General features: G+C 57.3%; 16 protein-coding genes. 3 read left to right on the forward strand and 13 right to left on the reverse strand.

Annotated features, from left to right (window positions below; translation table 11 throughout):
• Positions 1–14: 14 nt before the first annotated feature.
• The 12 genes from K3J57_RS07785 to K3J57_RS07840 form a co-directional block, all read right to left on the reverse strand.
• On the reverse strand, positions 15–572 hold the full coding sequence (locus K3J57_RS07785; protein ID WP_259783366.1) for a L,D-transpeptidase: 558 nt from the start codon (positions 570–572) through the stop codon (positions 15–17).
• A 2-nt stretch (positions 573–574) separates the two neighbouring features.
• Positions 575–1687, reverse strand: a complete 1113-nt coding sequence (locus tag K3J57_RS07790) for a nucleotide-binding protein (protein WP_259783367.1) — start codon at positions 1685–1687, stop codon at positions 575–577.
• A gap of 51 nt (positions 1688–1738) precedes the next feature.
• Entirely contained in the window at positions 1739–2401 is a 663-nt protein-coding gene (locus tag K3J57_RS07795; protein WP_259795334.1) for a TadE/TadG family type IV pilus assembly protein, read from the reverse strand.
• Positions 2395–2874: a TadE/TadG family type IV pilus assembly protein gene (locus tag K3J57_RS07800; RefSeq protein ID WP_259795335.1), complete on the reverse strand. Its 480-nt coding sequence runs from the start codon at positions 2872–2874 to the stop codon at positions 2395–2397. Before K3J57_RS07800 ends, K3J57_RS07795 begins: the two co-directional genes overlap by 7 nt.
• Positions 2875–2984: 110 nt before the next feature.
• Positions 2985–3182, reverse strand: a complete 198-nt coding sequence (locus K3J57_RS07805) for a hypothetical protein (protein WP_139231478.1) — start codon at positions 3180–3182, stop codon at positions 2985–2987.
• On the reverse strand, positions 3163–4593 hold the full coding sequence (locus K3J57_RS07810; RefSeq protein WP_259790476.1) for a type II and III secretion system protein family protein: 1431 nt from the start codon (positions 4591–4593) through the stop codon (positions 3163–3165). Before K3J57_RS07810 ends, K3J57_RS07805 begins: the two co-directional genes overlap by 20 nt.
• Positions 4594–4669: 76 nt before the next feature.
• Positions 4670–5680: a Flp pilus assembly protein CpaB gene (gene cpaB, locus K3J57_RS07815; RefSeq protein ID WP_259783371.1), complete on the reverse strand. Its 1011-nt coding sequence runs from the start codon at positions 5678–5680 to the stop codon at positions 4670–4672.
• A 236-nt stretch (positions 5681–5916) separates the two neighbouring features.
• A complete protein-coding gene (locus K3J57_RS07820) occupies positions 5917–6132 on the reverse strand; it encodes a Flp family type IVb pilin (protein ID WP_259790477.1) in 216 nt (71 codons plus the stop codon).
• 338 nt (positions 6133–6470) lie between these two features.
• On the reverse strand, positions 6471–8099 hold the full coding sequence (locus K3J57_RS07825; RefSeq protein WP_259790480.1) for a pilus assembly protein TadG-related protein: 1629 nt from the start codon (positions 8097–8099) through the stop codon (positions 6471–6473).
• A gap of 91 nt (positions 8100–8190) precedes the next feature.
• Positions 8191–8703 carry a prepilin peptidase gene (locus tag K3J57_RS07830; RefSeq protein ID WP_259795336.1) on the reverse strand — a complete coding sequence of 171 codons (513 nt, stop codon included), beginning with the start codon at positions 8701–8703 and terminating at the stop codon, positions 8191–8193.
• An 11-nt stretch (positions 8704–8714) separates the two neighbouring features.
• A complete protein-coding gene (locus tag K3J57_RS07835) occupies positions 8715–9239 on the reverse strand; it encodes a tetratricopeptide repeat protein (RefSeq protein ID WP_259775318.1) in 525 nt (174 codons plus the stop codon).
• Positions 9240–9451: 212 nt separating this feature from the next.
• Positions 9452–11113: a sulfatase-like hydrolase/transferase gene (locus K3J57_RS07840; protein ID WP_259790486.1), complete on the reverse strand. Its 1662-nt coding sequence runs from the start codon at positions 11111–11113 to the stop codon at positions 9452–9454.
• Between the two features lie 273 nt (positions 11114–11386).
• Between K3J57_RS07840 and K3J57_RS07845 the strand changes: the two genes are divergently transcribed.
• The 3 genes from K3J57_RS07845 to K3J57_RS07855 all read left to right on the forward strand — a co-directional run bounded on the left by K3J57_RS07845 (position 11387) and on the right by K3J57_RS07855 (position 17741).
• Positions 11387–13102 (forward strand): type I secretion system permease/ATPase, encoded by a 1716-nt coding sequence (locus tag K3J57_RS07845; protein ID WP_259795337.1) that lies wholly within the window; start codon positions 11387–11389, stop codon positions 13100–13102.
• 4 nt (positions 13103–13106) lie between these two features.
• Positions 13107–14417, forward strand: a complete 1311-nt coding sequence (locus K3J57_RS07850) for an HlyD family type I secretion periplasmic adaptor subunit (protein ID WP_259790491.1) — start codon at positions 13107–13109, stop codon at positions 14415–14417.
• Positions 14418–14951: 534 nt separating this feature from the next.
• Entirely contained in the window at positions 14952–17741 is a 2790-nt protein-coding gene (locus K3J57_RS07855; RefSeq protein WP_259795338.1) for an Ig-like domain-containing protein, read from the forward strand.
• Between the two features lie 66 nt (positions 17742–17807).
• Here the strand turns inward: K3J57_RS07855 and K3J57_RS07860 are convergent, their stop codons facing one another.
• Positions 17808–23306 (reverse strand): DUF5801 repeats-in-toxin domain-containing protein, encoded by a 5499-nt coding sequence (locus K3J57_RS07860; RefSeq protein ID WP_259795339.1) that lies wholly within the window; start codon positions 23304–23306, stop codon positions 17808–17810.
• Positions 23307–23550: the final 244 nt, after the last annotated feature.

Raw genomic sequence — 23550 nt, forward strand, 5'->3', positions numbered from 1 at the left:
CCCCGAAACCTCCCCTATTTCACAATCACCTTGGTGCCGTTCGAGACCTTCGAATACAGTTGCATCACATCTGCATTCGACAGCCGGAAACAGCCCGATGTCTGAAAGCCCCCAAGCGATCCGGCATCATTTGTGCCGTGAATTCGATAAAGCGTGTCCCGGCCATTGACGTAAAGGTACAGCGCGCGCGCGCCGAGCGGATTATATGGTCCCGGAGGCACGTAACCGGGCAGATCAGGCTGACGGGCACGCATCGCCGATGGCGGGCGCCAGGCGGGCCATTCCTTTTTCCCACCGACATAGGTTGTCCCGGTCCATGTGAACCCATCTCGCCCGACACTGATCTTGTATCGCTCGGCCGTGCCATTCCCCAACACCCGGTAAAGCAGGCGATCCTTGTTGAAAATAATGATTGTCCCCGCCTTCTCCGCGCTGTCGAACGGTACGATCTGGGCCGAGACCGGCCCGTGATCACGCGGGACTTTCTTACTGCTCTGCCCCATCCCCGCGGTCACAAATCCAGTGAGGAAGACGGCAGACACGATCAGTAGTTTCCAGACAGGACGCAGCATGATTATTGGGCCTCCAGCGACGGGGTCAGCGATGTGGTAAGGTATTTCTTCAACCCACGCAGGAAGCGCGAGCGTTGCGAAATTTCACTGGGAAGCACCCCTCTATCGAGCGCCTCTTCGATCAGGTCATCATCACGGGGCATGAAATAACAGGGCACATCCCCGAACAGTTCTTTCAGGCGCGCGGCGGACAGTTTGCTGCCAAACAGGCGGGACTTGCTTTTGTTGATCACAATCTGCACCGGGATCTCTCCGTCCCTAAGCGACTTGATCTTCTCAAGCGTATCCAGCGTGTGCTTCAAGGCCGGCAGGTTTGCCTCGGTCACCAGCGTGCAGGAATTGACCGCCCCCAGCACATCGTCGCGCCATTCAGTTTCGTAATAGGGAATATCGAGGATCGTGTATTCGTGCTGCAGATTGACCGCATCCAGCATCCGCAGGACCAACTCATACCCATTTGCATCGGTCAGAAGCTCAGGACGTTTGAACGAATAGATATGATAGCCAGTGCGTTGTTTTTCCTGGATAAGGTTGGCAAACTCCGCGTCAATACGCTGCGGCGTGGCAATGATTTTATCAAGCTGGTAGCTGTTCACCATATCAAGGCTGTAGCCACAGTTTCCCGTCGCGAAATCCAGATCAAACAGGGCGACACTCTCCCCCTTCTTGATCACATGTGAAACCATCAGATCGGCCAGTGAAATCGCCAGGGTGGTCGCGCCTGCCCCGCCACTGCCAGACACAACCGCATGCACCCGGTTGGTGTCGATCCGCGCACCCCGGATCCCCGTTTCAACCGATTTGATCAGGCTTTCCGGTTTGACCGGATGGGTCAGCCAGTCATGCACCTGCAGCTTGATCAACTGCCGGGTCTGATCCTCGTCCAGCTTGTCCGAAACAATGATCACAGGTTGCCCGGAGAACTGGAACCGGACCTGGTTGAGCAGCTCCAACATGTCGGAATTAAGCTCATGGCCGCTCAGAACTACGGCATCAATCCGCGTGGATTTATCCACTTTATCAAGCGCGTTGGCATTTGAGCGAACCACCCGAAACTGCGGAACCGTTTCGATGACATGTTCGATCCCGTCTGACAGCTCCGCTTCAGAACTCACGACGAGAACTCTGAAAAGATTAAATTTTTTGTCTTCTGTGCTCATGTGACCTCAGGGGGAAATACTGGAAAGATCTTCGCTTGTGATTGAAACCGGATGGGCCGGGATGGCCATGTTGTCCAACCCGATCAGGGCGCCCAGGAACGGCAAGTCCAGACTCAACCCGCTGGTTCCGACCGTAACCGTCAATACTGGACCTAGCGGGCGTCCGACATAACCAAGACCGGAGCGCTGATAGGATATCCAGACATGCTCCGGGCGGATCCCGGTGTTGAAATCACACATTCCGGGCATCAGCCCCTCACCGGGCGCGCACCGATCATCTATGCCGCCGCTGCTGTTAATTCCGAAAATCAGGCGCCTCATCGGGTCGGTCAGACAGGCTTCGCTTTTGCCAGCCCCACAACTGGCCGACACGTTGCTGTCCGGCACAGGATCGCCCGCCGGAGTGGTGCCGTAATTTGTCAGGGTGGTCCACTGGCTGCTGCTGGTGCTGAGCAACGGGTCTGAAACCACGGCCAGACGCGCCCCAAGCTGCAGCGCCTTCACAGTCTGGTTCCACTGGAACACCGCGAACCCCAGTTCGATCATCACCGAAAACACCAATAGCACGACAGGCAGGACAATAAGCCCCTCCACAAAGGAGATCCCGCTCTGGTCACGCCAGAACCGACAGGCAGCCCCCCCCCGGCGATATGTCCAGAGCCTTACCATCCGATATACCGTTGGTTATGCGCGTATGAGAGCGTAATCCCGTCAATCTGCAACAGGTTGAACAGGGGGGAATCCTGATAAGTCACCTCAGCTTCCACATAGACAACATCCCCATTATCCGGAACGCTAGGCAGATCCGCCTTGGCCGGCAGGATAATCAGCTCGCTTGCGTCATCCCATCCGGGAACCCTCAGCACCGCCGGGGTAGGAGGATTGGGCGTGCCATAAAAAGCAATATTGCGCGCCTTTGTTTCACTGCAGTTTGAGACATAGGCAATTGTATCCGCCTTGCACCGCGCCCAATACCGCGCGGCATCCCGCACACCGGTCTGAACCTGATGGCGCTGCCAGAGCACGTTCCCGAACTCCAGCACCCCCACGCTCAGCAGCGTGATCACCGGCAAGACCAGCAGGGCTTCAACAAAGATTGACCCCTGATCGCAATCCCGTAGATTTTTCCTTTGTTTCGACATTGGAGTAATCCACATTCAAATTAAAAAAAGGTACACCTCACCCGTTGACGCAAAAACGCGCCTGACCTCTCAACAATCGTTTCATGCCTATCTGCGGCGTGACCTGCGGTTTAATTATCGTCCGTCAGGTTTGTATCCCCTACATAGGGCGGCCAGGGAGACACGACATGGATGGCCGTATTGGCATCCATGGCGTTCCCGGTCGCAGCCGAGACAGTATCCCGGTTGTTCAGATAGTCTGCGCAGCCCGTCAGCAGACCGGCGACCACAAGGGCGACAAGCGCCCGCTTATTTGACAAGCAAGCCATCTTCAAACTCCAGATCTACCATATGTCCATAAGGGCCAACCACGCCGTCCCCTTCGCGGAAGGAGCGGATCATGCGTTTGTCCACCTCCAGCATTCCCAACAGGAACAGCTCGACATCATTGGACGACCGGCTGGTGTCAAATGGCGTGGCCAGAGGTTCGTTCGGGGCAGCAGGACGCACCAGGCGCGGGGTTACGAGAATGACCAGATCGGTTTCACGTTTCTGGAATTCGGTCGAACGGAACAATGCACCAAGGATCGGAATCTGTCCCAACCAGGGGAATTGCTCAACTCCACGGGTGTTGCTGACATCCAGAAGACCGGCAATGGCAAAGCTCTGCCCATCGCGCAAAGACACGGTGGTGTCGGCCTTGCGGCTGATAAACCCGATCCCGTTGCGCGGGGTCTCATCAATGTCACTGACTTCCGGGCGGATCCGCAGCTGGATCAGGCCATCATCCAGAACCACCGGGCGGAAATTCAGACGCACCCCATATTCACGATAAGCGGTTTCTTCCGCCGTGTTGCCATTTTCGCCGGTCACGGCGCGGGTGATCGGCACTTCGCCACCAACCACGAAATTGGCTTGAACCCCACTTGTGGTGGTCAGTTTTGGGTTGGCCAGACGGCGCGCCAGACCTCGGGCTTCCAAGGCATCGATCACAACATCGATCTGGGTGCCCGCACCGGTCAGGATATTGCCGACGATCGTGCCAAAAGGTGTCCCCTGGGTTGCAACGGCCGAAGCGGCCCCCTGCCCCAGAACCTGCTGACCCGAGTTGAAGACGTTCAGACCGTCAGACCGGGTCGCTGCGAGGTTGACCCCAAGCTGACGGCCGGCATTGCGCTGCACTTCCAGAATGCGCACATCCAGCTCAACCTGCTGCCCGCTGCGCACGCGAATACCGTTGATGACCGGTTCTTCGGAATATTGGGAGGCAAGTTGCAGCACCCGCTCCAGCGCCACATTGTCACGCACATCACCGGTCAGACGAATGCGGTTGTTGACATTCGACACGCTGACGGTCGCACCGGGCACCGATCGGTCGATCACATTTTGCAATTCGGTAAAGTCGCGGCGCACCCGCACGTTCATGACCCCAAGCAACTGCTTGTTGTCGTCATACATGGCGATATTGGTGAACCCGCTGCCTTTCGCCTGGATATAGACCGAGGTATCCGACAGGGGGAACACGTCCGCCACGGCCGGATTGCCAACCACCAGATCAGCCACAGGTTTGTCGGTCGTCACGGTCACCACATGGCCCGGCGCGATGATGAACTTGTCCACCACACCATCGCCCAGCGTGATTTCACGCATCGTTTCCTGCGCGACTGTTGGCGCGGCAATCATCAGCGTCGACACGCCGACCAATCCTGCCGCAACCAGATTTCTCAAGATCCTGCTCATAGGAAATTTACCTTTTGCCCGTCCCATTTCGATCAATTCACGCCTCTGTTCATTCCATCCCGAACCCGACGATAATCTACTCTGCGGTCGTCGGTGCCGCTGGGTCAACCCGTGGCACAAGATAATTGCTACGCTTGCCAGCCCGGATAACACCAACATTTGCCTTCAGAGGCTTGGGCGGCGGAGAGGAAGCCACGACAGTTCTCACCGGCTCCGAGTCTACTGTATTTGCCTGATCAATACTTGTTTCGACTTCATTCAGGCGCCCGGAAATGTCGCTCATGAAGCCTTTCAGCAACGTTTCGACCTCCTGTCGCATCAGTTCGGTGTCGGTGGGGCCGGTTTCCAGCATTTCAGCCGCAGCCAGTGCGGCTTCTTCCGCGGCTGCCTTTTCTTTTTGCAAGCGCAGCTCCTCGGCCACCTGCGGATCAACAAGGTCGAGCGTGGTCACGCGCTGCAGGGTCTCGGTCTCGGAAGAGCCGATATTGCGCAGCGCCAGGGACATGGTCCCGACATTGGCCGCAAGGGCCAGTTTCTGGGCCTCTTCGGTGCTGACCTCAAAGGTCACGGTGCGCACCACGCTGGGCTTGTCCTTGCGGTCATCTGCAATCTGGTCGATCGCCAGAACCTTTACCCCCTGCAGCAACACATCCACATAGGAGCCGCTGCCCTGGCTGCGGGTCAGCATGATATCCACCCGGTCCCCCGGCAGAACAAATCCCGCCACACCCAGCACATCATTCACCCGGATCGAAATCGCTTTCATCCCCGGTGTCAGTGCCGTAGACAGCTTCGCACGCTGCCCCGGTTCGGTGATTTTGCTGGCAAAAACAGGTTCCCCGACCTCCATGGAGGAGACGACAAACCTCGCGTGTTCCTCTGAATCGGACACCAGTTGATCAATGGAGGTAAACGCCCCGTTGGGCAGGTCTTTTGCCGCCCAGTCAATTTCCTGCAACTTGTCACGCGTCAGACGTTGACCGAATTGCAGCACGGTCCGGGCCACGACGATTTTCTGCTGTGGCTCCTGCTCTTCTTCTGATGCGGGAAGGACTTCAGACAGGATCTGGGCCCTCTCTGTGTTCAACCAAATCTGAGCTGTAAATGTTGCCAGCCCAGCCAAAACCAACGCCAGCAATAAACTGACGACCGTTGTCGCACGCATGACTGCCTCCTACCGTCGCGATAGCAATGACCACAGGAAGGCGGTCATTGCTGATATGTATGTGTACTTGTTCGCCAGCAAAGCTGGTTAGGTCAGGTTGCCGTCAAAGGAAGGCGTTCCCCCAATGGACAGATCCCCTGCCTCAGGCGTGGAACCTATCAGCCGCCAGATCCAACCGCAGGTGCATTCAGCTGAGTGCTGGACATCCACTGAGCCCAGGTATCCCAACGCAGCCCCAGCTGTTCGCCAAATAGCAACACCGCCGCAATCACAGCTGCGGTGAGAAGTCCCAGCAGGATGAGATATTCTGTCAACGCAATCCCGTCTTCGTCTTTACGAAAACGCAGAACCAGTTTTTCGATCAGTTTACTCATTTAAAATTACTCCCAATTCGTAGGGGCGAAAAAAAAGAAGTGGGCCCCTGTTCCCCAAAAAACGAAATGCCGTCCAGTTAACTTTTAAAAACAGGCAACCATCGTAAAAAACGGACATTTCAATATAAACACGATAACAGTTTTCGAAGTTTCCGTCAAAAAAATGACATAATTTCAGCACGTTCTGGACATTTTTTGAAACAAAGCCGGGAAAAAAGGGAGATTGTCGCATTTTTGCCAATCTCAAAGTGGTTAACGAGTGATGTTTTTTTGCCTAAATTTTGAGCGCATAAACCGTGCGATTTAAGTGACTGTAAAGACGGATTAAACCTTTCGATTTACCTGACGAGAATCGATTCGGCGCGGATAAACGTGTCCAAGGTGCCGTTCCCGCCAAACCCCGTGATATCGACAAACTCCACATCAATGGTCCCGCCTTCGCGCAGGGTCGCATCCTCATCCTGGTTGCCCTTGCCATTGTTCGACGACTTCTCGATCGGGCGCACCATGAAGATGCTGGCATAGCTGTTCACCGGCAGGGTTGCCTGCCCGTTAAACGGATTGGCCAGGCAGTTCACGATCGCCGCAATGATCACGCGGCGGTCCTTGGTGCCGGTCGGGGCAGACGGGTCCGCCGGATCATAGGCTGGAACATGGTCCAGATTGTTGTCGGGGTCTGAACATTTCGGATAGCCGGTCTCCCCTCCGGTCGAGTTTTCCGCCACCAGATTGTTGGCGCTGGCAAGCTCGGTCTCAATCTCATGACGATAGACATCATAGCGCGACGGTTGCAGCCCAAGATGGTCAAAGGTGCTTTCGACAACCGTGTGCCCTGTTGGATTTGAGGGGTGGTTGACCGACCAATAGGTCGAAATGTCCCATTCATCCCAGGTGCCGGGCCCGGCGGGGGTGGTAAAGGTTCCGTAATCATTCGGGCTCCCCACCAACACACCACCAGCACCATTGGTCGGCGACCCCATGGTACCATTGTCGGGAAAGCCCATGAAATCAGCGGTGGACGGGTCAACCAGTTCCTGTTTTCGGCAGAAATTTCCGGTTCCGGGCTCATACCCCTTCCGCACGTTATAGGCAGGGCCATAGACATCCTGTGCGTTCTTATAAGGCGCATCATAGAGGTCAAAACGGATGTTGAACCCGGTCGCAATTGAGGTGGCATAACCGGGCTTTGTGTCAACCGTATCTGACTCATAACAGGTCGGATTGCGCGCGCCCGCAAAGAAATCCCGGATATCTGCCGCGCTGGAGGTCCCATTGGTTTGCAGAAACCCGAAATTGCCCGGACCCGCCGGGTCATTCTGGTTCTGCTTGGCGTGAAGTTTCAGGATCCGCCCATGCAAAAGCCCGTTGGAAAACGCGGTCTGAAGGTCGGTTATGCCCTCTCCCTCAAACGGGTTGCAGATGAACAGAGGGGGCACATCACAGACGGCGCTTTGTGACATCGCCACCGCATTTGCCCGCACCGGAACGGTCCGGATCAGCGGCTTCAATACCGAGGAAAAGATCGAATACAGATCCTCGGAACGGGCGGAAACATAGACATATTCGGCATCCGTCCCATCGGTGGTGAAATTTGCATCCACCCAGGCCTGATCAATTGGATCATGATCATTAGGCGGAATATCCCGCAGAAAAATAACGGTAAATTCATTGTCTGCAACGTCTTCATATTCCAAGACTGTTTGCATGTTGTTCGCATCATTGCCCAGGAAATGGACTGTGTTATCCACGTTTTCCATCGCCGCCTTGGCCCGGGTGATCGCATCAGATCCGCCATCCAGTTCAACCGCTCCCGCAAGCGCCAACGCATCGGCCGCGGCCTGAAGATCGGAATGGGCATTGTTGCCCCGGCTGATGTCGATGACCAAAACCGCCATGCCCAGAAAGACCGGCAAAAACAGCAAGGTCAGGACAAGAACATATCCATCTGTATCTTTAAGAAATCTCATCTTCGCCCCTCTTCACGTCATCCCGAATTGTTCAAAAGCGCCATGGGATAGGGATTGTCCGCACGGACTGCGGTGTAAAATAAGGTGCAGTTTACCAAAAATCGGTTGCTACGATAACTGCCAAAACGATTGGCACGCCGTAGGGAACCTTGCCACTGTCGCGGATCACCCGCAGGCGTTGCCCGATCCGCCCGGTTCCCGACGCCCCAATACCGCTTTTCACCACAAGAAGTGCCAGAACCGAAAAACCAAGCAGTGCCAGCGCAAAAAGCCCCAGACCTTGCCAGCCCACAAGCAGTCCGGCCGGAAAAAACAATTTGGCGTCCCCTCCTCCCATCAAGCGCAGGAACCAGAACGCATACCCAATCACAAAAAGCACGGCACCAGACATCAGATGCATCGCAAGCCCGTGAAACATGCCTGTCGCCGACCACAAAAGGAACAGGCTCACCAGGACCAGAACATCGGCGTTGCGAATGCGATGGGTCAGGAAATCACCAATCCCGATCCGCAACAGCCAGGCGATCATCAGCAAAGACGCCGCGATCCGCATTATGTCAAAACCGGTTTCGCCCATGGTCACCTGCTCACAGGTCCCGCTCACAGGTCCCGAGGTCAGATACCTTTCAGATCACCGGGGGCCCGGCGCTGATACGCGACCGAGTTGCGCAGCAATTCGAGATTGTTTGCGGCAAACTCATTCGAGGGGTCAATTTCATAGGCCTTCAGGAAATACTTCCGCGCCGTGGTCAGATTGCCGCGCAGCAGGTGAGAATAGCCGTAGTTATTCAGAAATTCGATGCGGTTACCGATAACCGGCTGCAACTTCCGATACGCGAAATCCGCCTTGTCGAAACGGCGCAACATGTCAGCCGAGGCCGCAAATCCAAGCCAGGCCTGCGGATCCTGAGGTGCGACATCAATCGCTTTTTTGAAATGTCTGTAGGCTTTGCCGTAATTGCCCTCTTTGAACTGCATGCGGCCCGAGACAATATGCTGATCATTCGGATGATAATCCACATTGGAACTGTCTTTTACGGACGCCGCGCTGTCACCGGTCGAAGAAAACTCGCCAAAGTTGACATCACTACAGGCGGCAAGGCCAGCCAGCAGGACGCCCATCAAAACTACATTTTTCATGCCAAAATGCCTCATAAACCCCATCCCCTTGGAACATGAATGCCACATTTCACACATCAAAACCACAGATTTTACTCGCCCGCCCCTTCCGTAGCGGCAAGAACGCAACACTTTTTACCGGGTGTGAATATACATATGCGTCAGCTTGTCTGTCCCTCAAATGTCTCGCTCGCTGAGCGTCTGTCTCAATCCATTGTTTACGATTGGTAAACTCAATCGAGGGTAATGCTAGCAGCCCGCGTTCCCTGTGCCAACCATAACAATTCCTGCATATCAGAATTTCCCCGGATACTTTCGTTGAACCCCTCGACCCCATGGGTTTCCACAAAATTGGACTGATCACTCAGCAGGGACGTGCCCATATTCGCGGTTCCGTTTTGCAACTGATACCCCAACAGTTCGAGGATCGTCGGGTAGACATCCACCATGCTGCCAAGCCGGTCCACCTGCCGAACGGATCCTGCATTCAGGAACGTGACCTGATTGCGCCGCGCCTCCTTGCGGGCACTCAGTTGGTCGTAAAGCGTATTGCGCGCGGCCAGGTGATCGCTGGCCAACAGCACTATCGTATCGTCCCAGATGCCAAGCCGCTTGATCTCATTTATCAGATCCGCCACATGCGCCCCGCTGCAGGCAATGGCAGCAGGCAGTTTCGACAGGGCTGTCTCATCAGCCGGGCAGGTCCCATCCAGAAGGGCATCCGGCCCATGGGTGCTAAGCGTCAATGTCGACAGAAGGAAGGGGGCATCCTGTGCGGCCAGATGACCCAACTCGCGTTTCACCCGCTCAAACAGCAGATCATCATTCATGCCCCACAGATTTGTGCGCGACTCTTCCTCCCAGCCGTCATAGCTTCTCAGCCCGAACACCCGCTGATAGCCGTGGCTGCGAAACAACGCCCCTTTGGAAAAGACCGTCAGGCGCGACCCGTTCACGTAAGAGGCGTTGTATCCGTCCCGCGTCAGGATATCGCCAAGACAGGTCACACCGGGCAGGAACTCGGTGAAATCCGGGATCACATCCTCATTGGCCTTCATCTTGCGCCCGACATGAAACACCCCACGTGCCAGGAGCGGCACGCCGCATTGTGTTGCGACCAACCCGGCGGCGGTGAACTGTGTTCCGGCCACTTGCACAATATTGTTGAAGGCCAGCCCCTGCCGCTCAAACTCGGCAAAGGGGGCATAGGCCGCGCGGGTCTCTTCGATCTCGCTATATGTGCGTTCAAGGCTTTCCAGATACACAATGACCAGGTTTTTCTGCCTCTCAGGGGCTTGGGTGACCTGGTGGCCCTCCAGAAAACGCTCCACCGCCAGCGCGTGCGCCGGCACGGGCAGGATCAGACGCAGCGCGTATTCGCTGACCGGGCTGGACAGAATGGCCACCACCCCCACAAGGCTGATCTGCCGTGCCGCTGTGCGTGAACTGCTCAGCAGGAACAGGGCCGCACCAGTCGCGAGCAGCAGGTAGGTGATCTGCTTGATCAGCTGGGGCGTGAAGTCATGGATACCCACATTCAGCATGGTGCTGGCCTGGTTTTCCTGAATGGTCAGAAGAAGGCTGCCCATTTGCCATTCCCCAAAGGCTTCCCGGACAAATGCAAAGGGCTGCAACAACAAGAACCCAATGATCAGAAGCGCGAGGGGCAGGATTTTCGGGCGGCGAAACCACAATGCCTGGCGGAAGGACCATCCTGCCACGCCGAGTATGGCAACCACGATGAGCACGCCCAGAACGGCCATGGCATTACGAGGCAGCAATGAGAACAGACCAAGACTGTAGGCGAGAAAAGGAAACACGACCAGAAAGCTCATCCCCCAGAACAGGATCAGGCAAATGGCTCGAAAAAACTTTGCAAAAATAGACTTTCCCATCGGGTCCCTCTCTCTCATATGAAAGGGTTTCACCAATCCGATTGTCAAGACACTCATTTTTTCCCTTTGCCCACAGATATTTACGCACCTATCTCCACACGGACAACCCTGTGAAACCTGTTCAGAGGGAACCGAATTCACATGTCTCCAAACCCGAAACCGGCCCTTAAACGCCCCCTCAAACCACCTGCCACATAAGGCGCCAATTTGCTGAAAATGCGAAAATCTGCTTTAATGGAACGGTTCCACATTTTAATTTTTGCGAAACTGATTATGTCTGCAGACCAACCGAAACAGCTCTCTCTGGCGCTGGCCAAAAGCCGCGGGCTGATACGTTTGGCGTTTTTCTTCAGTATTTTCACCAATCTTCTGATGCTGACAGGCCCGCTGTTCATGTTGCAGGTCTATGACCGGGTGCTCGGATCACGGTCCGAGGAAACCCTTGTGGCCCTGGTCACCCTTGTGACATTGCTGTTTGCCCTTTACGGGCTTTTGGATTTTGCGCGGGGCCGCCTGATGGCCCGTGTGGGCGCGCGGTTTCAGGCGCTGATCGGCCCAAGGGCCTTTGATGCGCTGCTTGAAACACATGCGTTCAAACCGGCAGATGCCCACCCAAAGGCATCCCTGCAGGATGTGGACGCGATCCGGACGCTATACACCTCACCGGTCCTTCTGGCGCTGTTTGATCTTCCCTGGACCCCGGTCTTTCTGGCAGCAATTTTCATCTTTCACCCGCTCCTGGGGTGGCTGGCCACAACGGGCGGCGCCATTCTGGTGGTCACAGCACTGCTCAACCAGCTCCTGACCCACGGAAAAGTGCAGGAGGCCCAGACCAGATCCTCCAGCGCCAACAGTTTCGCCGCACAGGCGCTCAACAGTGCTCAATTTGCCTGGGCACAGGGAATGGGGCGGGTTCTGGGCCAACGCTGGCGTCAGAAACAGGATGAAGCACTTGGCAAAACCATTCGCGTGAACGATCTGACCGGGTCGCTGACCTCTTTTACCAAGGCATTTCGCTTCTTCCTGCAATCCGCAATGCTGGGGCTTGGTGCGCTTTTGGTGTTGCAAAACGAGTTGACAGCGGGCGCCATGATTGCCGGGTCGATCCTGCTGGGACGCGCGCTGGCCCCGATCGAACAGGGCCTGCCACAATGGCCTGTCGTCCAGCGTGCCCGCAGCAGCTGGCGCAATCTTTCCGCCCTTCTGCACTCCCTGCCCAGACACGCGGAGCCAACCCGCCTGCCCCCCCCGTCCGCCTCTCTGAATGCGCGCGATATCGGGCTGATGGTGCAGGGCCGCGAAAAGCCTGTCTTGCGCAATATCACCTTCTATGTCGCCCCGGGAGAAGCCCTTGGCATCATCGGCAAAAGCGGGTCTGGCAAAACCACCCTTGCCCGCGTGCTTCTGGGCCTGGTTGTCCCGACCGCCGGAGAGGTGCGCATCGGCGGGGCCACCTTGCCGCAATATGGCCCCGACCGGCTGGGAGAGCTGATCGGATACCTGCCACAGGAAATCCAGTTCTTCGAAGGCACCATAACCGAGAATATCGCGCGCATGTCGCTGGATCCCGTTGCAGAACTGGTGGTGGACGCGGCCCAAAAGGCGCGGGTGCATGATGTGATCCTCGAACTTCCCAACGGATATGACACACGTATCGGCCCCATGGACACGAAACTGTCCGGGGGGCAGAAACAGCGCCTTGCCCTGGCACGGGCCCTTTATGGCAACCCAATCATTCTGGTGCTGGATGAACCGAACTCTGCCCTGGATGCAGAAGGATCCGAAGCCCTGAACGCCGCCATTGCCGACATGAAAGCCAACGAGAAAGCCATTGTCGTCATGACCCACCGCCCCCGCGCCATCGCCCAATGTGATCAGCTGGTGGTGTTGGAGAAAGGCCAGGTCGCACGCTACGGCCCCCGAGACGAGGTCATCCAGTCGATGATCAAAAACGCTGACAATGTGCATAAAGCGATAAAACAAAGGTGACATCATGCCCCCGCCCGACCAGACCCACAAATGGAGCGCCACCTGGCCGACCGTGATCGGGATGCTGGCGGTTCTCACCCTGTTCGGCGGCATGGGAAGCTGGGCTGTGGGCACTCAGATCGCGGGCGCGGTGGTGGCGACAGGGACCGTTCAGGTCGTGACCGACCGGCAGGTGGTGCAACACCCGGACGGGGGCGTGGTGGGACAGATCCTCGCCCAGGATGGGGATGTGGTGCAAACCGGGGATGTTCTGGTCCGCTTTGACGACACATTCCTGCGCTCTGAGTTGGAAATCGTGGACCGGCAGTTGCTGGAGATCTTTGCCCGCCGCACCCGGCTTGAGGCAGAGCGCGATGGGCTGGAGGTGCTGGACCTGCAGCCCCCGGACGGGTTTGCCCATCTGGACCCGGACTGGATCGCCAGCCAGCTGGATGGTCAAACCAATCTTTTCACCGCGCGCCTGACCTCGCTGCGGCAGGAAACCGATCAGTTGAACGAACAGATCGGACAGATCAACATCCAGATCTCGGGTCTGACCGCCCAGCTTGCGGCATTAAACGAAGAGCTTGAGCTGGTGAACGCTGAGCTGGTGGATCAGACCGCACTGCTGGAAAAGCAGCTGGTTTCGGTCAAGCGGGTGAACGAGTTGAAAAAAAGCCGCGCCCGGCTTGGGGGTGAAATCGGCCAGCTTGAAGCACAATCCGGCGAAGCTCAGGCGCAGATCTCGACCATCCGCATCGAGATCCTGAAGCTGGGCAACCAGCGGCGGGAAGCGGCCATCGGGCGCCTGCGCGATTTACGCTACAGTGAGATCGAGCTGGTGGAACGCCAACTGAGCCTGCGCGAAAGGCTAAGCCGCATGGAGGTGCGCGCCCCCGCCGATGGGGTCATCTTCGGCTCATCCGTCAGAACAGAAAAAGCGGTCATCCGCCCTGCTGATCCGATGATGTTCATCGTCCCGCGCGACCGGCCTGTTCACGTGTCTGCCCGTGTGGATCCCGTCCATATCGACGAGGTCCATTCCGGCCAGGTCGCCTCTTTGCATTTTTCATCTTTCGACCAGCGCAAGACCCCGGAAATTTCCGGCACGGTGCAGCGCATCTCGCCCGATACGATGCTGGATGAGCATAGTGGGCTGACCTATTACGAGGCGATCGTGACCCCCGATGACATGAGCGCACCGGGTCTGGACAAGCTGGAGATCCTTCCGGGCATGCCGGTTGAAGTCTTCCTCAAGACCGAGGATCGCACACCGTTGAGCTATCTTCTGAAACCCCTGACGGATTATTTCCGCCGCGCGTTCCGGGAAAGCTGACCTCTGAACATAGGAAACCGGGTTTCGATCGCCCCCCCCTCGCCACCGGAATGCCATCATGAAGCTGCTGGCGCCCTGCGGATTTCGCAACCGAAAATCCACTTGCGAAAAGCATTCGATTCTTCCTGCAAGTTGATGCTTTCCTTGAGTAATTAAATTATACGCTTTCGCGACTGGCACTGGCATGGCTTGACTGTTGCGCAAAAAACACACCCCCTCCTTCTGCCCTGCGGTTCCTGCCACACCCCTCAAAACAATGAAACGAAACCCCTTTTCCAGCCCCGGGAAAAGCCTGTTTCCATAGCTTTCACCCGGCGGTGGCAGATATTCGCTTGCCAAACCCATTGGCACATTTCGAGCGCCTTTGCGGATCGTCGCGATTGGGTATGCTTCTGCCCAACGTTGATCACCTTCGAGCAAAGTTGATCACGCAGTGTCGTATCAGTGAAATCATTTCGCACAAGTAAACGGGTCCCCATCCGGATCCCGTGTTGCGCCGAATTGGCGTGATTGAGGCAATACAGGCAAGGACCGATGGCAAAGAACGGTAAGGGCGGCCCGAAGGGCGGCGGCGACAGCAATGTGATCTCTGGCACCAACGGGGATGACATCCTCTCGGCACTGGGCGGTGTCTTTACCCTCAAGGGGGGCAAAGGCAACGACATCTATATCATCGATGATGCACTGGATGTGATCGAAGAACGGCGCGGGTCCGGGACCGACACGGTGCGGACCTCGATCGATTATACGCTTGGCGCCCATCTGGAACAGCTGGAGCTTACGGGAACGGACGACCTGACCGGCACCGGAAACGATCTGGACAACCAGTTGACCGGGAATGAAGGGAACAACCTTCTGTCCGGGCTGAATGGGGACGACAGTTTTGTCGGCAGCGCCGGAAACGACACCCTTCTAGGCGGCGCGGGGACGGACAGCGCGATCTACCAAGGCAGCATGGCAGAGTATGATTTCAGCTGGATTGGGGAAGACCTGTTGATCACCGCCCCCGATGGGTCAGCCGATTTGCTGAGCGATATCGAGTTTTTGTTCTTCTCTGATCAGTCTGTCGCCACCAGCGACATCTCTGTCACCCCCCCTCCGCCACAGGCCGAGGATGATAGCGCGACGGTTATGGAAGATGGGACAACCGTAATTGACGTTCTGGGCAATGACCACGGCGAGGGATTGACCGTTCAGTCCGTCAGCGGGGCGGGGTTGGGTCAGATCAGCCTCAACGCTGATGGCACATTGACCTATCGGCCCGATGCCAACTGGAACGGGGTCGATACGCTGACCTATTGGATCGAAGACGCTCAGGGGCGGGTGGCGAGCGCCGAGGTCACGGTCAATGTTCTGCCGCAAAACGATGCGCCGATTGCCCTGGCCGACCGGGTCAGCGCCGAAGAAGGGCTGACCCTCAACAGCATCGCCAGCGTTCTGGCCAATGACAGCGATCCGGACGGGGATACGCTGCGCATCTCGGACTATGACAGCCAAAGCGCCCATGGCGGGGTCATCACCATGACCAGTGACGGGCAGTTCTCGTATCAAGCTGCCGATGGCTTCTCGGGAACAGACAATTTCACCTATTGGGTGTCCGATGGGAACGGGGGCACTGCTTCCGCATCGGTCACCATTGACGTAACGGCCCGCCCGCCGGAAAACAGCGCCCCCTCTGCGGCGGACGACGTTTATAGCGTGGCAGAAGGCGCCCTGCTTCTGGCGGGCAGCGTCCTGAGCAATGACAGCGATCCCGAAGGCGACACCCTGACGATAGCGACCTATGACAGCACCACTGCACAGGGCGGCAGCATCACGATGAATGCCGATGGCAGTTTCACCTATGTCGCTCCTGAGGGGTTCACCGGGCTCGACAGCTTCTCCTATCAGGTCAGCGATGGGGCGTTGACCGATCAGGCCCAGGTCTCGATCAGTGTGACCCCCAGCCCGGCAGATGGGTCTCTGGCGCAAAGTGATTTCTACAGCCTGTCCTCCGGCACCGTGTTCCTGTCGGACTCCGTGCTTTCAAATGATACCGCCCCGGACGGAACAACATTGCAGATCCTCGACAGTGACCGGGTCACCGCGGATGGCAATTCGGTCTACCTGACCGCTTCCGGGCAAATTCTGGTGCAAAGCGCCCTCGGCTATTCCGGGGTCGACAGCTTCACCTACACCATTTCCGATGGGCAAGGCGGCAGCGAGACGGCCACCGTCACCCTGAACATCGCCCCCCCGAGCGCACTCACCTACTATATCGAAGGGCTGCTGTGGGAGGACAATTCCAAGCGTCTGAACTATCCCGACAGCAATGGCACGGCCGTCACCGTCACCTATACTTTCCTGAATGATGCGCCCGCCTATGCGGACAGCACGGTCCATGACAGCTTCCTGGCCTTCAGCGACGCCGAGCGCGAGGTGGTGCGGGCGTTGCTGGCTGAAATTGAAGCCATGACCGGGCTGGATTTTGTTGAAGTATCAGATGAAGATCAGGCCACAATTACCTTTGGGAGCTATGATATTTCCGGTGACACAGATGGATCTGCCACAACCCCGGTGGGCACACCGGTTGGGGATTATGCAGGCGATGTCTGGCTTGACACGGCGCTGATGGGGGGCGGGCTCCTTGAAGGAAGCGACGGCTATCGTGTTCTGATCCACGAGCTGGGCCACGCGCTTGGCCTGGTTCACGCGGACCTTCCCGCGGCTGAAACCACCCAGCAATATACGGTCATGGTGGGGCCGGCCCATGCCGATTATGACGGGTCGCCAACCGGCTATCAGATCTATGACATTGCCGCGTTGCAGTTCCTCTATGGTGCAGACACCAGCACAACAGGCGGAGATGACGTTTATGATTTCGCGGCGCTGGAAAACAGGTTCGAAGCGATCTGGGATGGCGCGGGGCAGGACAGTCTGGACATGTCTGCCGCACAATACGGGGTGGTTCTCGACCTTCGGGAAGGCGCTTACAGCACCATTGCGACCAGTGGCGCGAACAATATCTCGATCGCTTATGGCACGGTCATCGAAGACGCTCATGGGGGCGCGGGCGACGACCGGATCACCGGCAATGCGGCGGACAACCTGCTGAGTGGCGGCGAGGGCGCGGATCAGTTCGTGTTCCATGCCGGCTGGGGGCAGGACACGATCAGCGATTTCGACCAAGCCGTAGATACTCTCGACTTCTCGGGCAGCGGGCTGACCGCGTCTGATCTGAGCGTCGAGCTGGTTGGCACCGACACGGTGATCTCGGACGGGCTGAACAGCCTCACCCTGCTGGACACGCAAGGGATCGAGTTGACCGACCTGCTTTACGCCTGAACACAACAGGGCCGGGCAAGGTTTCCCCTGCCCGGCCCAGTGTCTCATAGTCACATAGGGGTCAGATCAAACCGGGTTCAGGTCATACACCCCGTCATCAAAGATACCGGTGCCGTCAATCGCGACACTGAACGTGCTGTTGTCACTGTCCAGATCGTAATCGAACACATCCACACCGAACTCGAACAGCTGATCAGGTGTTGGCTGCGCTTCCGAGATGAAGTAGCCGCCAATGTCGAACCGGTCACCATCCATATCGACATTTTCAATTGTCGCCAGATCATGATCGCCATCGGTCGTGAACTCGACCGAGTAGTCGTCGGCAAGGTTCTGGACATCAACGCTGAGCCCGTCAAACAGCACATCAATTCCGATGCCGTCATCATCATTCCCTTCAGCCTGCGTGCGCGTGTAGATCACGGTGCCAGAGGCATCTTTCACGCTGACCGAAATGATATCGCGCTGCACGGCGCTATATCCTTCCTCAAGGAAGTTGATCGCATCCGCTTCGCTGGTTGACGTCTCGTCCCCATCATCCACATCATAGGCCGATATCCGCATGTCAACGAGATTGCCGCTGGGCGTCACCTGCGCGATCTGAACTTCGGCGGTCGAGACCTCGATCATGCCGTTGAAGCCCAGATAACCAGCATCGGCATAGGCTGTGTTCAGCTCAGACGATGTGCCCTGACCCACCACGATATCATTGATATCGAAGGTTGGGCTGGTGATCAGGCTGTAGGGATCATCAAGATAAGCAAAGCTCAGCGCCTGCCCCTCTCCGATCTCCTGGTTGTTGACCGCAAGTGCGGTGCCCGAGCTTTGCGCGTTCGACGAGTTCACGAAATTGCCCGCGTCTTTCCCGTTGACCGCTTCCCCCAGCTTGTTGCCGCTGTTGACAACATTCACACCGGTCGCAAAGACCAGAAGCGAGAACCCGTCCGGGCCACCACTTACCGAGGAGAACACGCCATAGATCTGCTTGCCGGATGGGAAGCCATCAAAGCTGAATTCCAGCAGTGGCGGAACCGGATCCTGATAGACCTCGAACTCGTAGGTGCCATTGGTCTGATCCAGCGTGACGTCGTAATAAAGCGTATCAAACGCCGCATCATAGACATTGTCGCTGCCACCGGCGCCATCCACGTAATAGACCACGCGCGTATCATCATCGACAAGCTGCCCTTGCAGGTCGCCCACCACACTCGTGTCGACCGTGAAGCTCGAGAACGTGTAGGTCATCGTGCCATCCGATGCAGCATCTGACAGGTTCTCGTCAGCGCCAACCACGCCATTCAGCGTCACTGGCCCGGTTGTGGACCCATCGAAATAGTCGATCAGCGAATTGCTGATCGGACCGATCGCCGGCACATCATCTACAACGGAAATGGTGAAGTCATTGGCGGCAAGGCCTATGCTGTCATCATCGAAATCCGTTGCCTGCACCACCGAAGACAGGTCCAGAACAATGCTGTTCTCCCCTGCCCCTGCTGCATGATCCAGTTGGGCCGCCAGGGTAAAGCTGTAGGTCCCGTCACCATTCAGCGTCAGTGTGAACACGGTTCCCGCAGCTGTTGATGCTGTCAGCGTATCACCTGACACCACATAGCTCAGCGCCTGCCCCTGAGAGGTCAGCCCCAGCGCCGTCAGCGCAGAAGTATCAGCCAGAAGCGTCCAGACCAGATCTTCATCCGTGCCTGGATCCACCAGCGCACCCAGATCGCCATTCACGGTCAGGGCTTCTTTCGTGGTGTCGGTGCCTGCAGGCAGGTCATCTTCGTCCACGCTGTTGGAAACCGTCTGATCGGTCAGGGCCGGAATGTCATCCTCAACGTCAAAGGACACATAGTCGTTCGGCAGGTTGACCGCATCCCCATCCGCATCACGCCAGTCCATCAGCTCGGTGAAATCAATCAGCGTCACGAAATCATCCGGGATACCGTCCCCCGTTGTGTCCACAACAAGGGCCAGGTTCTCACCATTCCCTGCCACATGATCCAGCTGGTCATTCAGCGTCAATGTTGCGTCTGCCGTGGTCGGGCCAGTCTGGGTCAGGGTGAAGGTAAAGATCAACCGCCCCCCGGCCCAGGCTTCGACCCTGTCCGTGCCGGACGCGTCAATATCAAGCGTTGTGGTATAGGTCACCTGTTCCCCGTTTGAGAACAGAACCGGCAGCACATCATTCGGGTCGACCTCTGTATCCTCAAAGAGGTTGAACGTCCCCGGCCCATCAAAGCCGCTGATAAAGGTGGTGGCGTCAATGGAAGAGGTGGCCGTATGGGCATCCACCGATCCATCTTCGTTGATCCCCACCGACAGGGCAGTATCAAGGTCGTCCTCCTCCAGATGCTCTGGATCCAGCTGGCCACTGTCGGGGCCGTCATCCTCGATGATCACCTTGTCACCGATATAGGCCGAGGCCTGATGGCTGTCATCATCGCCGTCCGAGATCGTCAGAACCGCCGACAGGGAATTGGTCGCCAGCGCCACCGCATCGTCCGGGTCGTCCTGATCGGGATGCTTGATCGGGATATATTGCGCCAGGTTCAGCGATCCATCCGGATTGATGGTGATGGCGAGGGCCAGAACATCATCGTCCCCGTCCAGTCCATCCCCCTCCACATCAGCCCAGCCAACAATCACCTCTTCGCCATTGATGGTCTCTGCACTCAGCAAGATCGCATTCCCGGCAAGATCGGTCAGCCCGGTGTCATTGGTCGCGCCAACCGCAAGGGACCAGACCGCCGGGTCAGACGCTCCGGCCCCATCGGTTCCAAACTCCGAACCGGTGCTGTTCACCACAGCCGCCGCGCTCATTGCCCATCCCCGCAGGGTCGCACTTTCCTGAGTGGCAAGATCGGTGAATACGGTCGGGGCTGCCCCCGCCTGATCATCATCATCATTGTCCTCGGAAGGCGTCGGGATCCCGCCATTCTGAATGCCCAGACTTTCGTCATGGGTCACGGTCACACCGGTTATGGTGACATTGGCACTGGGTCCGTCATCCTCGAATTTCACCATATCACCGATGGCAAGCGTGGTCTGATCGCCGTCGCCATCGCCATCCTCGATGTCAAGAACGGCCAGCAGGGCGGCGTCATTCATGGTCACGCTGTCATCAGGATCCGCGTCATTCGGGTGATCAATCGCCAGATATTGCACAACCGACAGCACCGCCCCCGCATCCATCGAGATGGCAAAGGCGATATCGCCGGTCTCGCCGCCGACCCGGCCCACGACCAGGTCACCTTCCTTGTAAAGCAGGATATCTCCGCCGCCGGTGGCATCCAGACCGCTGTCCACCCCGGCCGAGGCCACGTCAAGCGACCAGACCTCGTCATCCGGAGCGGCCGCCGGGCCATCCGCGCCATAATCCGTGCCGGTTGACGTGACCACCGGACCGGTGCTTTGCGCCCAGCCGATCGCGGTGTCGGTGATCGCGGCAAAGGCGCCGGGAACCCCGCCACCCTGATCGTTCGGACCATCCACGCCCGGCGTTTCGTCATGAATGACCTCAAGCCCCGCATCATTGATCTGCGCAGTTGGCCCGTCATCCTCGAAATGCACCATGTCACCGATGGCAAGCGTGGTCTGATCGCCGTCGCCATCGCCATCCTCGATATCAAGAACGGCCAGCAGGGCGGCGTCATTCATGGTCACGCTGTCATCAGGATCCGCGTCATTCGGGTGATCAATCGCCAGATATTGCACAACCGACAGCACCGCCCCCGCATCCATCGAGATGGCAAAGGCGATATCGCCGGTCTCGCCGCCGACCCGGCCCACGACCAGGTCACCTTCCTTGTAAAGCAGGATATCTCCGCCGCCGGTGGCATCCAGACCGCTGTCCACCCCGGCCGAGGCCACGTCAAGCGACCAGACCTCGTCATCCGGAGCGGCCGCCGGGCCATCCGCGCCATAATCCGTGCCGGTTGACGTGACCACCGGACCGGTGCTTTGCGCCCAGCCGATCGCGGTGTCGGTGATCGCGGCAAAGGCGCCGGGAACCCCGCCACCCTGATCGTTCGGGCCATCCACGCCCGGGGTCTCGTCATGAATGACCTCAAGCCCCGCATCCGTAATCACCGCCATCGGGCCGTCATCATCGACAAACAGGTGATCGCCCACCGGGGTGGTTTCGGTGATGCCTTCGGACACATCAATCTGGCCAATGTCGAATTTACCGCCTTTTGCGGTGATCCAGAACCGGTTGAAGGTCTCGTCCGCCAACGTGTTGGGGTCGTCCGTATACCATTTGATCGAGTCGAGTTCTTCAAACCCGGTCACGGTGAAGGTATTGCCATCATCCCAGGTGACGGAAATCGCACCCCCCGTGTCATCAAAATCATTCCCGTCGCTCAGCCGGTAATCCCGATAGATCACCACGCCATCGCGGATCACTTCCATATATTGCACATCGGTCGGCACGTCATCTTCGAGCGCATCATTGGCGTTGAGGATCGCCGGGTCCGGGTCGCCCTGATAGTCATCGGAATAGTCACCAATCACCCCATCATCGCCGGTATTGTCCACATAACTGATCCCGGCCGCGTCATCGCCAGCCCCCGCAGTGCCTGCGGTCCAGACATCAATCTGCATCGACAGGGTTGCGTTCCCCTGTGTCTGCGACACGAAAACCTGCGCGTCCTTCACATCAAGGAACCCGGTATAATCCATGTCGTCGATATCGGTATAGGTGCCGTTATCCTCCCCCGCCGGGAAGCTTTGTCCGACCACAAATGTATAGACCCCGGTGTTTTCGATGGTCTTATTGCCGGACGGGGTGGAATACATCTGGTTGTTGATGCCGCCCGTGGCGCCCTGCCCCCCCTGGCTGGTGTTATAGCTGTCCGACGTGCTGTCCATGGAGCCATCAGGGTCCACCACAACATTGCGCCCGCTCACCATCACGGCGGCATCACTATCGCCGACAGAGACATGCAGGAAGTTCCCGGAATCAAGGTTGCTGAAATCAAAACTCAGCGATCCGTCCACGGAAACATTCAAAACATCCGTGAAATCGAACCGGTCATCCGGGTCCCCGTCATTGGTATGGGTGAAGGGTTCAAACGTGACCATCTCGATCTCGGCCGAAAGGTTGTCGCCGGACGTATTGAGATAGAAGGCCGCCACGACAGTGGCATTCACATCCCCCGTTGTTGCGATGACCATGTTGTCCGAAATGGACCAGAGAAAGACATCTTCCCCGTCAATTGTCGTCAGCCCAACAACCTGATCCCCGTCAAGAGGATCTCCGTTCGTGTCGGAGAAATACAGGTTGGTAATGCTGGATCCTTCCGGATCAACCGTGACAAAAGCCTCGCCATTGATGAGGTCCCCATCATTTTCGTGGTAATTGCTGGCGGAATTGCCGATTTCCATGTCATCCGCATAGGCCGACCCGACAATGCCAAGCCCTGCCAGGGCCGCAATGAAATCAGCACTCAGACCGGAGAAGGAACCGTCCGTTGGTGTCTCGGTCCCATCATCTTCCACAAGAGGGTCTGCCTGAAGGGATTGTGTTTCATCAATAATCAGATCGCCATTAATATCAATAAGTGCCATTTCGACTTCCTTTCCAAGTGTCGAATGACGTCGGACTGCATCTGTACAGGAGTGTCAGCCGCGCGCGATCGCACAGCGTTGCCGCGTTCCCCCCGAAACGAATTGGTCAATTACAATATGGCTTCGACTGCACATATCATGTCCACGTCACATTAGCCGGAACGGATGTTGCGGGATCCCGGTCTTGTAAAATCAGTGATGACAGCGGTTGGAAACGCGTTTTTCAATGCGTTTGGTAAATATC

This window comes from Aliiroseovarius crassostreae (assembly GCF_025137635.1).
In the GTDB taxonomy this organism is placed as follows: Bacteria; Pseudomonadota; Alphaproteobacteria; order Rhodobacterales; family Rhodobacteraceae; genus Aliiroseovarius; species Aliiroseovarius crassostreae.